The following is a 14,391-nucleotide window of genomic DNA, read 5'->3' on the forward strand; positions in this document are numbered from 1 at the left end:
AGGTGACACCGGTCGTGCGCGTCGGAGGCGGGGCCGGTTTCTGACCTATCGTCAGGCCCGTTGCGGCGCGAGGGTTTTCCCGTGCCGTGACGGGTCTCCTGTTGTCTCCCCAGTTGTCATGCCCTCGATGGACCCGGTTCAGCAGGCGGACCGTACGGCCGTTTGAACTTCCGCATGTCCGACCCACCTGTCCATGTGGCCACTGTGGCAAAGGGAGTCAGCGCATGACCGCATCATCCCCCGACCGCCGCCGCTTTCTGACCGCCGGGGCCGCCGTCCTCGGGGCCGCGGCCTCCGCCCAGCTGTGGCTGCCGGGCACCGCCCGCGCCGCCGGCACACCGCTGCCCGACGGAGTGTTCACCCTCGGCGTGGCCTCCGGCGATCCGCTCCCCGACGGCATCGTGCTGTGGACCAGACTCGCGCCCGACCCGCTGAACGGCGGCGGCATGCCCGAGGCGGCCTTCCCCGTGGACTGGGAGATCGCCGAGGACGAGCGGTTCCGCAAGGTCGCCCGCCGGGGCACCGCCGAGGCCCGGCCCGAACTCGGCCACAGCGTCCACGTGGACGTCCGCGGCCTGCGCCCGGACCGCGCGTACTGGTACCGCTTCCGGGCCGGCACCCAGCTCTCGCCCACCGGCCGCACCCGCACCGCGCCGCATCCGCGGCAGCGCGGCGGCGCGCTGCGCGTGGCCCTCGCCTCCTGCCAGAACTGGCAGCACGGCTACTTCACGCCGTACGCCGACATGCTCGCGCAGGACCCGGACTTCGTGCTCTTCGTCGGCGACTACATCTACGAGTCCACGCCCTCGGCGACGGCCGTGCGGCGGCACGAGGGCAAGGGCGAGCCGTACACCCTCACCCAGTACCGCAACCGGTACGCCCAGTACCGCACCGACCCCGGCCTCGCCGCGATGCACGCGAACGCCCCCTGGGTGGTCACCTTCGACGACCACGAGGTGGACAACGACTGGGCCGGCGAGGTCCCGCAGGACCCCGACAAGCAGCCGCACGACAAGTTCCTGGCCCGGCAGACGGCGGCCTTCCAGGCCTACTACGAGCACATGCCGGTGCGCGCCTCGGCGATCCCCAGCGGCCCGCACATCCGGATGTACCGCCGCCTGGAGTTCGGCCGGCTGGCCCGGCTCAACGTCCTGGACACCCGGCAGTTCCGCACCGACCAGGCCACCACGCAGGAAGGCGCGCAGGAGCCCACGCGGACCATGCTCGGCGCCGAGCAGAAGCAGTGGCTGCTGGACGGGCTGTACGACTCCCCGGCCCGCTGGAACCTCGTCGCCTCGCAGATCATGATGGCGGAGACCGATCTGCTGCCCGGCGACGGCAAGCTGTGGTTCTACGACGCCTGGGACGGCTACCAGGCCGAGCGCAACGCCCTGCTGGAGGAGTTCGCCGGCATCCGCAACCCGGTCGTCCTCAGCGGCGACCGCCACCTGACGATGATCAGCGACCTGAAGACGGACTTCGACGACCCGGACTCCGACGTGATCGGCGCCGAGTTCGTCGGCACCTCCATCTCCAGCAGCGGCGACCAGGACCAGGACGCCTTCCACAAGCAGTGGGACCCCCTGATGGCGGACAACCCGCACTGGAAGCTCATCGACGCCCACCGCGGCTACCACCTGTTCGACATCCGTCCCGACGGCATCGACGCGCGGGTCCGGGTGGTCGACACGGTGCTCAAGCCGCAGGCGACGGCGAGCACCCTGGCCCGGCTGCGGGTGGAGTCGGACGAGCCGGGCGTCCGCCTGGTGTGACGGCTTTCGTGCGAGCCCGGGGCCCGGACGGGTCCCGGGCTCCTGTGGTGTCCGGGGCACCTGTGGAGTTACTCACAGCAAATTCACGGTGATTCACACCGCCCGTCGCGCGTCACCAGGAGTGAAAGGTGAATGACAGGTTGCGCGCACATATGCGGTGAGAGTCGCTCACCTTGCATCGTGGTAACCGAAAGTGGGACCATTTCAAGGTTCCCTGTCGCCCCAAGGTAGGTCACCTGTGTCCCAGCGCATAGCCAAGCCCCGTACCACCGCAGTGATCCTGGCCGGTGGCACCGGCCAGCGGGTGGGTCTGTCGATCCCCAAGCAGCTGCTGAAGATCGCCGGCAAGGCAGTCATCGAGCACACCCTGACCACCTTCCAGAACGCCGACTCGATCGACGACGTCATCGTGCTGATGGCCCCGGGCTATGTGCCGGACGTCGAGAAGATCGTCGCCAAGGCGGGCTTCACGAAGGTGAAGAAAGTCATCGAGGGCGGCGCGACACGGAACGAGACCACCGAGCGCGCCATCGCCGCCCTCCGCGAGGGCCTGGCCGAGGGCGAGGACCTCAACGTCCTCTTCCACGACGCCGTGCGCCCGCTGCTCTCGCAGCGCGTCATCGACGACTGCGTGGCCGCGCTGGACCGTTACCAGGCGGTGGACGTCGCCATCCCGTCCGCGGACACCATCATCGTCACGCGCACCCACGGCGAGGACGGCGAGTTCATCACCGAGATCCCGGACCGCTCCCGGCTGCGCCGCGGCCAGACCCCGCAGGCCTTCAAGCTGTCCACCATCCGCCGCGCCTACGAGGTCGCGGCCGGCGACCCGAACTTCCAGGCCACGGACGACTGCTCGGTGGTCCTGAAGTACCTGCCGGACGTGCCGATCCACGTCGTCGCGGGCGACGAGTACAACATGAAGGTGACCCAGCCGGTCGACGTCTTCATCGCCGACAAGCTGTTCCAGCTCGCCTCCACCGCCGCGCCCGAGCAGAAGGGCGAGGACGCCTACCGCGAGCTGCTCACCGGCAAGACCGTCGTCATCTTCGGCGGCTCCTACGGCATCGGCAAGGACATCGCCGAACTCGCCGGGTCCTACGGCGCGAACGTCTACGCGCTGGGCCGCTCCACCACCGGCACCCACGTGGAGAACCCGGAGGAGGTCGACGACGCGCTGTCCAAGGCCTACGCGGACACCGGCCGGATCGACTACGTGGTCAACACCGCGGGCGTGCTGCGCATCGGCAAGCTCGCCGAGACCGACAACGCCACCATTGAGGAGGCGCTGAAGGTGAACTACCTGGCGCCGGTGCAGATCGCCCGCTCCTCCTACAAGTACCTGGCCGAGACCAAGGGCCAGCTGCTGCTCTACACCTCCAGCAGCTACACCCGGGGCCGCGCCGAATACTCGCTGTACTCCTCCACCAAGGCCGCCATGGTGAACCTCACCCAGGCGCTGTCCGACGAGTGGGCCGCCGACGGCATCCGCGTCAACTGCGTCAACCCCGAGCGCACCGCGACGCCGATGCGCACCAAGGCCTTCGGCCAGGAGCCGTCGGGCACCCTGCTCTCCTCCGAGGCCGTGGCCCGTACCTCCCTGGACGTGCTGCTGTCGGAGCTGACCGGGCATGTCATCGACGTCCGCCAGCAGGACCCGACCGCGGGTGCCGCCCGGGCCTCCGGTTTCGAGCAGGCGCTCGCCTCGGTGCTGGACCGTCAGGACGGCGTGTAATAATTACCGTTAAATAGCTTTCATGAATTCAGGCCTCTGTGCTCGCTCGTTCACCGGGTGTTCGCAGGGGCCTGAATCCGTACACCGCGAATACCCGCACACTCTGTGAAATACCGGCACTTCCGGCATGACTGAACAAAACCGGCACCCCTCCCTCCCAGAGCAGGTTTCTCCGTGATATCCACCGCTATTCGCGTCGCCCGGGTGGGCAACGCGGCCGAGCTGGCCGCGGCGGTCCTCGTGATGCTGGGCTTCCCGGCCCTCATGCTGGCCGCGCTCGTCCCGAGCGTTCCCGCCTTCGCGGCCCTGGCCGCCGTGACGTATCTGGCGGACCACTATCTGCACCGCAAGGGCAGCTACCTGATCAACCGGCTCAGCAAGGTCCGGGCGGGCCTGTCGATCCGCTTCCTGATCCGGCAGCTGCTGCTGGTCCTGCTGCTGGCCCGCCTGTCCCTCTCGGACGACCTGATCTTCTACGGCGCGGTCGCCTGCTTCATCGCCTTCTACGGCCTCCAGGCCCCGCACGGTGCCCTAGTCACTCTCATCCGCAACCGCCGCCGGATGCCGGTCGCCACCCGCAACATCGACCTGAAGTCCCGCATCCGCATCCCGGACGCCCCGCCGCGCCGGCTGCTGCACCGCTCCGCGGAGAAGATGCTCCACCTCGATCTGTTCGCGGTCGCCGGCATCCTGGTCGCCGCCGAGCTGGACTCCGCCGCCCCCGGTTTCGTGGGCGTCGGCCTCACCTTCGGACTCGGCTGCCTCTACGTCCTCACGCTCGTGCCGTACGTGCGCGGCCGGCGGGTCCCGCCGCGGGCCGACACCGTCCTCGCCGCCGTCGACGACTGGCTGGCCGGCTACAAGCCGGAAACGGTCCTGTACTTCTCCGGCTCCAAGGACTCCGCCTACCAGGTCAACATGTGGCTGGAGACGATGGAGCGGCTGGAGACCCGGCCGCTGATCATCCTCCGCGAGCGCGTCATCCTGAACAACCTCGCGCCCACCACGGTCCCCGTCATCTGCGTGCCCGGAGGGGTGCACCTGATGAACCTGGACCTGTCCACCGTGCGCGTCGCGCTCTACGCGGCCAACGTCGGCAAGAACATCCACCTGCTGCGCGTGCCCACCATGAAGCACGTCTTCATCGGCCACGGCGACAGCGACAAGCTCGCCAGCGTCAACCCGTACAGCAAGGTGTACGACGAGGTGTGGACCGCCGGCCGGGCCGGCCGCGACCGCTACGCCATCGCCGACGTCGGCGTCCGCGACGACGACATCGTGGAGGTCGGCCGCCCGCAGCTCGCGCCCATCCAGAGCTGGCAGGGCGTGCCCGCCGGCCGTATCCCCACCGTGCTCTACGCCCCCACCTGGGAGGGCTGGGACGGCAACCCCGGCAACACCTCGATCGTGCTGGCCGGCGAGAACATCGTCCAGCGGCTGATCACGGCCGACCCGCCGGTCCGCGTCCTGTACAAGCCGCACCCGTTCACCGGCACCGTCAGCAAGGACGCCAAGGCAGCCCACCAGCGCATCGCCGCCCTGGTCGAGAAGGCCGCCGCCGAGCGCGCCGGCGACTCCCGCTTCACCGCCGACCGCGCCGCCATGGACCGCGCCAAGGCCGAACTGGCCCGCATCGAGGCCCGCCTCGCCGAGCTGGCCGGCGCCGGCGGCACCAAGGGCGACGAGGCCGAGGCCACCCGCGACGGCATCGTGGACGTGGCCGGGCACGAGGAGATCGCCCGGCTGCGCGCCGAGTGGAACGAGGCCTACTGGCGCTCCTTCCCGTCGTACGAGCACCGCGTCATCACCGGCGCCGAACCGCGCCTGTACGACTGCTTCAACGTCTCCGACGCGATGGTCTCCGACATCTCCTCCGTGGTCTCCGACTTCATCGCGAGCGGCAAGCCGTACGCCGTCACCGACTCCGCCGCGGTGGGCGCCGAGGAGTTCAAGCGGCACAACACGGCCGTGCGCGCCGCGGTGATCCTGTCCAACAGCGCGGTCGAGCTGGGCGATCTGCTGCACGCCGTGCGCAATCCGTCCGCCGACCCGCTGGCGGAGGACCGCAAGGACCTGAAGGAGTACCTGCTCGGCCCCGACGAGCCGGCCTCGATCGACCAGTTCAACGGCGCCGTCGCCGACCTGGCCCGCAAGTCCGAGGCCCGCAACGCCGGTCAGGAGGACCGGCTGGCCGCGGAGGCCGACCCGGCCCGGGCGGCCGAGCTGACCGGCGCGGTGCCGGCCCAGCGCGCCGTGTCGGCCGGGGAGAGCGACGGCGTGACCGCGGGCTGACCGGCCCGCCGCGGTCCGCCCGGCCCCCGGGGAGCACTCCCCGGGGGCCTTCGTCTTGCCGTGCTCTCAACCGGGGCCGGGCGGTTCTTACCGTGCGGGCGTACTGTCTGTGCGGTGGCCGTCTGTGAGATCCGCCACTCAGGGCGTCCGGTCGGGCAACCACCACTTGCGACCGTCCGTCTAGCACCTTGCGATCGAGTCGATGCGGGGGAAAATCTTGGTGAACGAGGGGGAAGTGTGACCGTCGTGACGCAGCCCGATGTGAGCGTGATCATCGGGGCGTACGAAGCGATGCCGTACCTGGTCGAGTGCCTGGCATCCGTCGAGGCCCAGACCATCGGCGCGGACCGGATGGAGGTCATCGCGGTCGACGACGGCTCCACCGACGGCACCGGCGACTGCCTGGAGGAGTTCGCCGCCCGCGCCCCCATGCCGGTGAGCGTCATCCGCCAGGAGAACTCCGGCGGGCCGAGCGGCCCCCGCAACGTCGGCCTGGGCAAGGCGACCGGCCGCTACGTCTTCTTCCTCGACGCCGACGACCGGCTCGGCCCCGAGGCCCTCGAGCGCATGGTCGCCATGGCCGACAAGAACGGCACGGACGTCGTCCTCGGCCGGGTCGAGGGCGTCAACCGCTCCGCGCCGAAGTCCATGTGGGGCAAGACGCTGGACCGGGCCGACGTCTTCACCTCCAACATCAAGTTCACCCTCAGCGCGCAGAAGCTGTTCCGCCGGGCCCTGCTGGAACGGCACGGCATGCGGTTCGACGAGTCGCTGTTCACCGGCGAGGACGCCCTCTTCACACTGGAGGCGTACCTGCGCGCCGACGGTGTCTCCGTGGTCGCCGACTACACCTGCTACTACCTGGTCGGCCGCGACGACGGCAAGCAGGTCACCAAGAGCGGCAGCTACACCCTGCGCTTCGACTCCGCGCGCTCCCTGATGAAGCTGATCGCCGACATGGTCCCGGCCGGCGACAAGCGCGACCTGCTCATGGTCCGGCCGTTCCTCGTCACGCTGCTGCCGCAGTTCGGCCCGAAGTTCCTCACCGACAGCGAGGAGATCCGGCGCAACAAGCTGGAGCTGGCCAAGCCGCTGATGGACGCCTACTGGACGCCCGGTGTGGCCCGCCGGCTGAAGGTGCACGAGCGGCTGCGGCTGCACCTGGTCGCCATGCAGCGGCCCGACCTGCTGCTGGACGTCGTCAGGTTCGTCAAGGAGAAGAAGCAGGCCGACGCCGTGCTGGAGAAGCGCGGTACCCGGCTCTACCTCGGCTACCCGCACTTCCGGTCCAAGGCCGCCGGCATCCCCGACGAGATCTACCGCGCCGAGGCCCGTGAGGCCCGCGCCTACCCGGGCTACCGCGAGGCCGTCGCCAACTCCGTCCCGCGCCGCGCCGTGCGCAAGATCCGGCGCAAGCTGCGGCGCGTGCTGTCGGGCAAGGGTTTCGGAGCGGCGGCGGCCTGATGGCCGACGGCGGATGAGGCGGGGCCCGGGCGGATACACCCGGACCCCGCGTCCCACCCACCGCCGCACCGCCGTCCGCGGGCACTCCACGCTGCCACCGGGACGCCCACCGCCCTCGGGCCCGTGAGCGAGCGGTGGCCTCCGCCGCTCTCGGGGCGGCGAATGGCCAGTGGCCTTGCCTGCCCTCGGGGCGGCGAGTGGCCAGTGGCCCTTGCGCATCTGCGGGGCCGCGTCTGCCCGACGGCCCGCACCGTCCCTCGGCCCGCGTGAGACCGATGGCCTGCGCCGCCCTTCGGCCGCCCGCGTGAGCCGGCGGCCCTTGCCGTCGCCGGGGCTACTGCTTGCCGGACTGGAGCGCGCGGCGCAGGGGACGGCCCACCACGCGGCGCGCGCGGCGGTAGACGGACGTGCCGGAGCCCGGGTTCGCCGCGTCCTTCGCCTTCGCCAGCTCCCGCCGCAACCGCTCGTTTTCCTGGGCGAGTTCGCTCACCTGGCTGTGCAGCCAGCCGAACCGGCCGCTCAGCGCGGCGGGGTCGGCGTCGGTCCACGGCCGGACGCCCGGCGGGAACGCCAGCGACCGCATCCTCTTGTCGAAGGCCGCACCGCCGTCGCCGTGCGTGAAGGTGTTCTCGAGCCCGTTCTTGTCCAGGAAGGCCACGAAGCGGTCGAAGCGCTCCGCGTGGCCCCCGACCAGCCCGCTCAGGTCCAGCTGCTCGTACAGCCGGATCGGGTCCGCCGCCAGCAGCTCCTTGGTGACCTGGTCCAGCCGCCGGTGCGGGATCTCGAAGTACCGGCACAGCTCCAGCGTGCGCGAGTCGCCGCACAGCACCGTCGCGGGCGTCCCCGCGAGCAGCGCCGCGATGTTGCCGTGGATGCGCGAGCCGAAGGAGAAGTCGTAGGAGCGCAGGTCGTCGATCCAGGTGACCGGGTCGACGTACACCCGCGCCTTGCCCTCCCGGTACATCGGGTGGTCCGGGTGCGTCGGCATCGCCGTCACGCGGGCGTTGGGGTCGCTCAGGTCCCGCCAGTGCAGCTGCCGGGCGTCGCTGATGTTCTGCCCGATGAAGCACAGGTTCGGATAGCGGTCGTGGGCGCGGGTGATGATCCGGTCCAGGCCCTGCTTCTGCACCGCGTGGTGCGAACCGTTCACCGCGATCCGCGAGTCCGCCGTCAGCCGGGGCACCCGCTTGCGCACGTCGAGTTCCCGGCCGTACAGGAACATCGACGGACAGCCGATGACCTCGACATCACGGAAACCCAGGTCGCGCAGGTACTGCTCGGTGAACTCGCCGCGCACCCCGATGGAGGCGCTGCGGTCCAGCACCGCCGCGCAGAAGTCGCGCACCGACTGCTCCATCGGCTTCAGCCGCGCCGGGTCGTAGCCCAGCCCGGCCTGCGCGCCGACCCCCAGCACCACGACGGGGATCCGCAGCTTGCCGATCAGGCGGGTCAGCCGCTTCAGCCGGCCCTCGAAGGACGGCCGGAAGGCGTTGGCGAGCGGCACGACGAAGGCGTCGTACTCCTCGTTGATCCGGGCCGCCGCCGAGACGTCCGTCCCGATGCCGTTGGAGACGACCTCGGTGTGCGGTGTCTCCAGGATCTTGTGCGCGGCATCGCTGAAGATCAGGTTGCCGGAGTTGGTGGCGATGACGTCCCGGTGGAGAGCCTCCTCGATGGACAGGACGTCGTACGGGCTCTTGCCCGAGCGCAGCAGGAGGCGCTTCACAGGGCGAACATTATGTGACACAAAGTTCAACTTATGTTGGACCAGGTTTTGATTTCTACAGGCAACCACTACAACTTTTTTGCCGTCCGCGAATCTGTGAGCGAACCCTGCGCCCGCGCGCTGTCCGGGAGCTGGACCGGTGAGCGGCTCCCGGTGCCGTTCGCGTAGATTGCCCGGGCAGGCAGCCGGCAGCGCGCGAGGGGACGGAAGGCACCGTGGCAAGGGCAAGACAGGCCGTGGGCGAGGCCCGCAGGATCGTCGTCAAGGTGGGTTCCTCCTCGCTGACCACCGCCGCCGGCGGCCTGGACGCCGACCGCGTCGACGCCCTCGTCGACGTCCTCGCCAAGAGCCGCGGCGGCGGAGAGCGGGAGATCGTCCTCGTCTCCTCCGGCGCCATCGCCGCCGGCCTCGCCCCGCTCGGCCTGCGCCGCCGCCCCCGGGACCTCGCCCGCCAGCAGGCCGCCGCCAGCGTCGGCCAGGGCCTGCTGGTCGCCCGCTACACCGCCTCCTTCGCCCGCTACGGCGTCCGCGTCGGCCAGGTCCTGCTCACCAGCGACGACATGAGCCGCCGCGCCCACCACCGCAACGCCTCGCGCACCCTCGACGAGCTGCTCGCGATGGGCGCCTTCCCGATCGTCAACGAGAACGACACCGTCGCCACCGACGAGATCCGCTTCGGCGACAACGACCGCCTCGCCGCGCTCGTCGCCCACCTCGTCCACGCCGACCTGCTCGTCCTCCTCTCCGATGTCGACGGCGTCTACGACGGCGACCCCAGCAGGCCCGGCACCTCCCGGATAGCCGAGGTGAGGAGCCCGCGGGACCTCGCCGGCGTCGAGATCGGCAGCGCGGGCAAGGCCGGCGTCGGCACCGGCGGCATGGTCACCAAGGTGGAGGCCGCCCGGATCGCCGCCGCCGCCGGCATCCCGGTGGTGCTCACCAGCGCCGTCCACGCGGCCGAGGCCCTGGCCGGCGGCGACACCGGCACCTACTTCCACCCCACCGGCAAGCGCTCCGCCGACCGCCTCCTGTGGCTCCAGCACGCCTCCACCCCGCAGGGCGCGCTGACCCTGGACGACGGCGCGGTGGACGCGGTCGTGAACGGCCGCAAGTCGCTGCTGCCCGCCGGGATCGCCGCCGTGGAAGGCGAGTTCAGCGCCGGCGACCCCGTCGAACTGCGCGACGCGCGCGGCCGCGCGGTGGCCCGGGGACTCGTCAACTTCGACGCCAAGGAGATCCCCCGGCTGCTCGGGCGTTCGACGCACGAGCTGGCACGCGAGCTGGGCGCCGCGTACGAACGCGAGGTCGTACACAGGGACGACCTGGTGCTCCTGCACGTCTGACGCTCGCAAAACCACTCGTAAAGCGGAGCGTACGGAACGCCCCCGGTGGGGGACGTTCCGTAAAACCCCCACGCGAACTCCTGCGGCCTGCTCAACTTTGTCTCGGGAACATGTTGAAGGGGACACGTTCCGTCAAGGGGCCAAGCGAGCCATACGGCCTTGCCGGCCATGCGTGAAGGAGGCCGTCGTGAGACGAGTGCGCCCGGGGGCGGCGTCCCGCGGTGCTCTGACGAGCGTCGCGGCCGGGGACACCTATGAGCAACCCAGGGACCTGCCCAGGCTGTGGCACGTCACCCTGAGCGTCTCCGGTGAGCAGGTTCCGCTGCCGGAACTGCGGCGGGCCCTGGAACAGCTCGCCCACGACCACCCCTTCCTGCTGACCAGCAGATACGCGACCGACCACGCGGAGATCCGGTACTGGGAAGAGGCCCGCGACCTGCACGACGCCGCCGCGGTGGCGCTGCGCCTGTGGGGCGAGCACCGGCAGAGCGCCGGCCTGCCGCGCTGGGAGATCGTCGGCCTGGAGGTCATCGACCGGGAGACCTACCACCACCGCATCGCCGAGGGCTACGGCCCGTCACCGGCCACACCGGTGGGCGTACACCCGTTCTGATCCGGGTCCCGGAGAGGGAGCCGGCAAGGGGTCCGGGCGAGGAGATCGGTAGAGGTCCGGGGGAGGGGTTCACCCTTTTTGGGGTGTCTCGGGGTGTGGGACGACCGCTGAACCGCGGCGTCCCGCGCACTACCCTTCCCCCATGACCACGCTCTCGCCGTACGACTCGATGTCCCCGGTCACCCAGGCCGCCTACCGGGCCAAGGCCGCCGCCGCCGACCTCGCGCCGCTGCCGCGCGCCGTGAAGGACGACGCGCTGCTCGCCATCGCCGACGCCCTGGAGGTCCGGACCGCCGAGATCGTCGAGGCCAACGCCAAGGACGTGGCCAAGGCCCGGGAGAGCGGCACCAGCGAGGCCATCGTCGACCGGCTCACCCTCACCCCCGAGCGGGTCCGCGCCATCGCCTCCGACGTCCGCGACGTGGCGCAGCTGCCCGACCCGGTCGGCGAGGTCGTCCGCGGCTCCACCCTTCCCAACGGCATCGACCTGCGCCAGGTCCGCGTCCCGCTCGGCGTCGTCGGCATCATCTACGAGGCCCGCCCGAACGTGACGGTCGACGCGGCGGCCCTGTGCCTGAAGTCCGGCAACGCCGTCCTGCTGCGCGGCTCCGCCTCCGCCTACGAGTCCAACACCGCGCTGGTCCGCGTCATCCGGGACGCCGTCGGCGGCGCCGGGCTTCCCGCCGACGCCGTCCAGCTCGTCCCCGGCGAGAGCCGCGACTCCGTCCGCGAGCTGATGCGCGCCCGCGGCCTGGTGGACGTCCTCATCCCGCGCGGCGGCGCGTCCCTGATCCGGACCGTCGTCAACGAGTCCACGGTCCCCGTGATCGAGACCGGCACCGGCAACTGCCACGTCTACGTCGACGCCCAGGCCGACATCGACACCGCCATCGAGATCCTGATCAACTCCAAGGCCCAGCGGGTCAGCGTCTGCAACGCCGCCGAGACCCTCCTCGTCCACCAGGACATCGCCCCCGAGTTCCTGCCCCGCGCCCTGGACGCCCTCGCCGAGGCCGGAGTCACCGTCCACGCCGACGACCGGGTCATGGCCTACGCCAAGGACTCCGAGGCCACCGTGGTCGAGGCCACCCCCGAGGACTGGGAGACCGAGTACCTCTCCCACGACATCGCCGCCGCGGTGGTCGACTCCCTGGACAAGGCCGTCGAGCACATCCGGCTGTGGACCTCCGGCCACACCGAGGCCATCGTCACCACCTCGCAGCAGGCCGCCCGCCGTTTCACCCAGCTGGTCGACTCCACCACCGTCGCCGTGAACGCCTCCACCCGCTTCACCGACGGCGGCCAGTTCGGCTTCGGCGCCGAGATCGGCATCTCCACCCAGAAGCTGCACGCCCGCGGCCCGATGGGCCTGCCGGAGCTGACCAGCACCAAGTACATCGTCACCGGTGACGGCCACGTACGCCGCTGAGGTTCACCCGTTCGGCTTAAGCGTCCCCGGCGCCGGGAGTCCGGCCGAAAGGCGTCTCACCCGGCGGACGAATTTCCGTACCGTCTGCCCAAAATGACCCCCCAGGTCTACTCTGGATCCGTGCCGGAGGACGTGGGGGGTACGCCGTTTTCTGACGGCCGGGAGCCCGACGACGACCACGACCACGGGGTGTCGGACGAAGAGTTCGCCTCCGTGGTCTTCGACGAGGCCTTCGTACGGGCGGCCACGGTCCATGAGCCGTCCGCGGTCGAACGCCTCCTCGCCGCCGCCCAGGCCAGAGCCGAGGCCTCCGAGGCGGAGGCCCGCCGCGCCCACGCCCGAGGCGAGCGCTACGACGACGGCTACGGCCCCGACGGCCCCGGATTCGGTCAAGATCACGACGATGACGAGCTGGACGACGCCTACGTCCTCGGCGACGGCCCCTACGGCCCGTACGGCAAGCAGGTCCGCTGGCACCGCCCCGTCGCCTGGTTCCTCGCCGTCGTGATGGGCATCGGCATGGTCGCCCTGGCCTTCGCCGCCGTCTACCGAGGAGGCTCCCCGGGCACCCGCGACCGGGTGCCCGCGCCCGCCTCGACCGGCGTCGGGAAGGAAACCGCGTCCGCTCCCGCCCCCTCCGACGACCACCGCCGGCCGGCCGTCTCGGCCGTCCCGCCCGCTCCCTGAGCGCCCTCGGAGCACCTCTCCCGAGCCTGTCGAGAACCTGTCAGAAGTTGTCGTCGGCCGGGCGTTTACCCGGGGCCCGCCGGACCTACTCTGAAAGTATGGGCGGGCCTGGAGACCCACCGGAGGGGACACCCGAGGGCGGCCCCGGCGGTGCGGAGGACGAATACCGATCCGTCGTCTTCGACGAATCGTTCGTCCGTGCTGCCCGCCTCCAGGAGTCCTCCGCCGCCGAGCGGATGGCCTACCACGCGCCCGCCGTCCGCCGCCGCCCGCCCCTGCACCGCGGACTCGCCCGGCAGGCCGTGCTCCTCGTCCTGCTGATCGCCCTCGCCTTCGGCACCGCGATCTACATGGGCGTCCGCCACCCCTACGGCTCCGCGCAGGCCCGGCGGACCGCGGAGGCCCTGCGGATGACGGTGATCCCGCTCGCCCCGCAGGGCAGGGTGCCCGGCGCCGCCGACGTCGAGAGACTGTTCGCCCGCAGTCCCGCCGCCCACTTCGAGACCGGCGCCGAGGGCATACCCCTGCCGCCCTCGCGCAGCACCGCGCACTTCTCCGACAGCCAGGTGGTGACCGCCCTCACCACCGTCAAGGACTACCTCGTCCGCTCCTCGCTCGACCCCGACGTGCTGGCCGGCCGTGAGGTGCGCCCCGCCCGGACCCTGGTCGACTCCGGCCAGCTCGAGCAGTTCGACCGCAGCTTCGGCCACCCGGCCGCGGACGGGCGGCACGCGCCCACGGGCTGGGTGGTCCGCATCGACCCCGCGCGAGCCCGGCTGGCCGACGACCGGGTCCGCGTCTTCGGCACCCTGAAGGCCGGCGAGGCCGACGCGGCGACGCTGGAGGTCTTCGCCGATCACACCTTCGTCTACGCCCTGCGCCCCGCCGGCGCCGCCTCCGACGTCCCCGCGTCCCTCTTCACGGTCCGCCGCGAGCTGACCTTCCGCTTCGACCGCGACGACCTGCGCACCCGCCAGGTCCAGCTGATCACGGCCTACGTCCAGGCGGGCCCCCTCGCCTGCGCCGAGGACGCCTCGGCCTACCTGCGCCCCCTCCTGGCCGGCCAGACAGCCAGGACGGGCGGCCCCGCCGGCACCGACCCCTACGACACGGACAGCCCGGCGGCCCTGTGCGGAACGCTGGCCGCAGGGGCACAGCCGAAGGTGTGAGGGGCACAGGGGGCGCCACGGGGACGCCTACCGGGCACACACCCTGCGGAGGGCTCGCCCGGGCGCATACGCCGCGGACGGCCGCCGGGGCGTTTCCCGGCAGCAGCGCCACCGCGCCGCGCCCGGCGCCGGCCACCGTGCCGCGCCGTGCCTGACGGCGG

Annotated in this window: 10 protein-coding genes; 9 read left to right on the forward strand and 1 reads right to left on the reverse strand. The window is 71.4% G+C overall.

Annotated features, from left to right (window positions below; all coding sequences use genetic code 11):
• Window positions 1–224 precede the first annotated feature (224 nt).
• The 4 genes from SCK26_RS25070 to SCK26_RS25085 all read left to right on the forward strand — a co-directional run bounded on the left by SCK26_RS25070 (window position 225) and on the right by SCK26_RS25085 (window position 7,263).
• Window positions 225–1,772: an alkaline phosphatase D family protein gene (locus SCK26_RS25070; protein WP_318203571.1), complete on the forward strand. Its 1,548-nt coding sequence runs from the start codon at window positions 225–227 to the stop codon at window positions 1,770–1,772.
• Between the two features lie 238 nt (window positions 1,773–2,010).
• The gene (locus SCK26_RS25075) at window positions 2,011–3,507 is read left to right on the forward strand and encodes a bifunctional cytidylyltransferase/SDR family oxidoreductase (RefSeq protein ID WP_318203572.1); all 1,497 of its coding nucleotides are present in this window, start codon (window positions 2,011–2,013) and stop codon (window positions 3,505–3,507) included.
• A gap of 174 nt (window positions 3,508–3,681) precedes the next feature.
• Window positions 3,682–5,799, forward strand: a complete 2,118-nt coding sequence (locus tag SCK26_RS25080; RefSeq protein ID WP_318203573.1) for a hypothetical protein — start codon at window positions 3,682–3,684, stop codon at window positions 5,797–5,799.
• Window positions 5,800–6,045: 246 nt separating this feature from the next.
• Window positions 6,046–7,263 carry a glycosyltransferase family 2 protein gene (locus SCK26_RS25085; RefSeq protein WP_318203574.1) on the forward strand — a complete coding sequence of 406 codons (1,218 nt, stop codon included), beginning with the start codon at window positions 6,046–6,048 and terminating at the stop codon, window positions 7,261–7,263.
• A 334-nt stretch (window positions 7,264–7,597) separates the two neighbouring features.
• Here SCK26_RS25085 and SCK26_RS25090 read toward each other — a convergent pair whose 3' ends face one another.
• On the reverse strand, window positions 7,598–8,989 hold the full coding sequence (locus SCK26_RS25090) for a polysaccharide pyruvyl transferase family protein (protein ID WP_318203575.1): 1,392 nt from the start codon (window positions 8,987–8,989) through the stop codon (window positions 7,598–7,600).
• A gap of 236 nt (window positions 8,990–9,225) precedes the next feature.
• Between SCK26_RS25090 and proB the strand changes: the two genes are divergently transcribed.
• From proB to SCK26_RS25115, 5 genes are all read left to right on the forward strand, one after another.
• The gene (proB, locus tag SCK26_RS25095; protein WP_318206088.1) at window positions 9,226–10,332 is read left to right on the forward strand and encodes a glutamate 5-kinase; all 1,107 of its coding nucleotides are present in this window, start codon (window positions 9,226–9,228) and stop codon (window positions 10,330–10,332) included.
• Between the two features lie 187 nt (window positions 10,333–10,519).
• Window positions 10,520–10,945 (forward strand): hypothetical protein, encoded by a 426-nt coding sequence (locus tag SCK26_RS25100; protein WP_318203576.1) that lies wholly within the window; start codon window positions 10,520–10,522, stop codon window positions 10,943–10,945.
• Between the two features lie 142 nt (window positions 10,946–11,087).
• Window positions 11,088–12,374 carry a glutamate-5-semialdehyde dehydrogenase gene (locus SCK26_RS25105; protein ID WP_318203577.1) on the forward strand — a complete coding sequence of 429 codons (1,287 nt, stop codon included), beginning with the start codon at window positions 11,088–11,090 and terminating at the stop codon, window positions 12,372–12,374.
• Between the two features lie 93 nt (window positions 12,375–12,467).
• The gene (locus tag SCK26_RS25110) at window positions 12,468–13,061 is read left to right on the forward strand and encodes a hypothetical protein (RefSeq protein WP_318203578.1); all 594 of its coding nucleotides are present in this window, start codon (window positions 12,468–12,470) and stop codon (window positions 13,059–13,061) included.
• Window positions 13,062–13,159: 98 nt separating this feature from the next.
• On the forward strand, window positions 13,160–14,230 hold the full coding sequence (locus SCK26_RS25115) for a hypothetical protein (protein WP_318203579.1): 1,071 nt from the start codon (window positions 13,160–13,162) through the stop codon (window positions 14,228–14,230).
• Window positions 14,231–14,391 lie beyond the last annotated feature (161 nt).

This window comes from Streptomyces sp. SCL15-4 (assembly GCF_033366695.1).
Classification (GTDB): Bacteria; Actinomycetota; Actinomycetes; order Streptomycetales; family Streptomycetaceae; genus Streptomyces.

Bases quoted from the DNA above. Each gene is read 5' to 3' on its own strand.
- SCK26_RS25070 (WP_318203571.1), top strand. From the start codon at position 225: ATGACCGCATCATCCCCCGACCGCCGCCGCTTTCTGACCGCCGGGGCC.
- SCK26_RS25105 (WP_318203577.1), top strand. From the start codon at position 11,088: ATGACCACGCTCTCGCCGTACGACTCGATGTCCCCGGTCACCCAGGCC.
- SCK26_RS25110 (WP_318203578.1), top strand. From the start codon at position 12,468: ATGACCCCCCAGGTCTACTCTGGATCCGTGCCGGAGGACGTGGGGGGT.
- SCK26_RS25115 (WP_318203579.1), top strand. From the start codon at position 13,160: ATGGGCGGGCCTGGAGACCCACCGGAGGGGACACCCGAGGGCGGCCCC.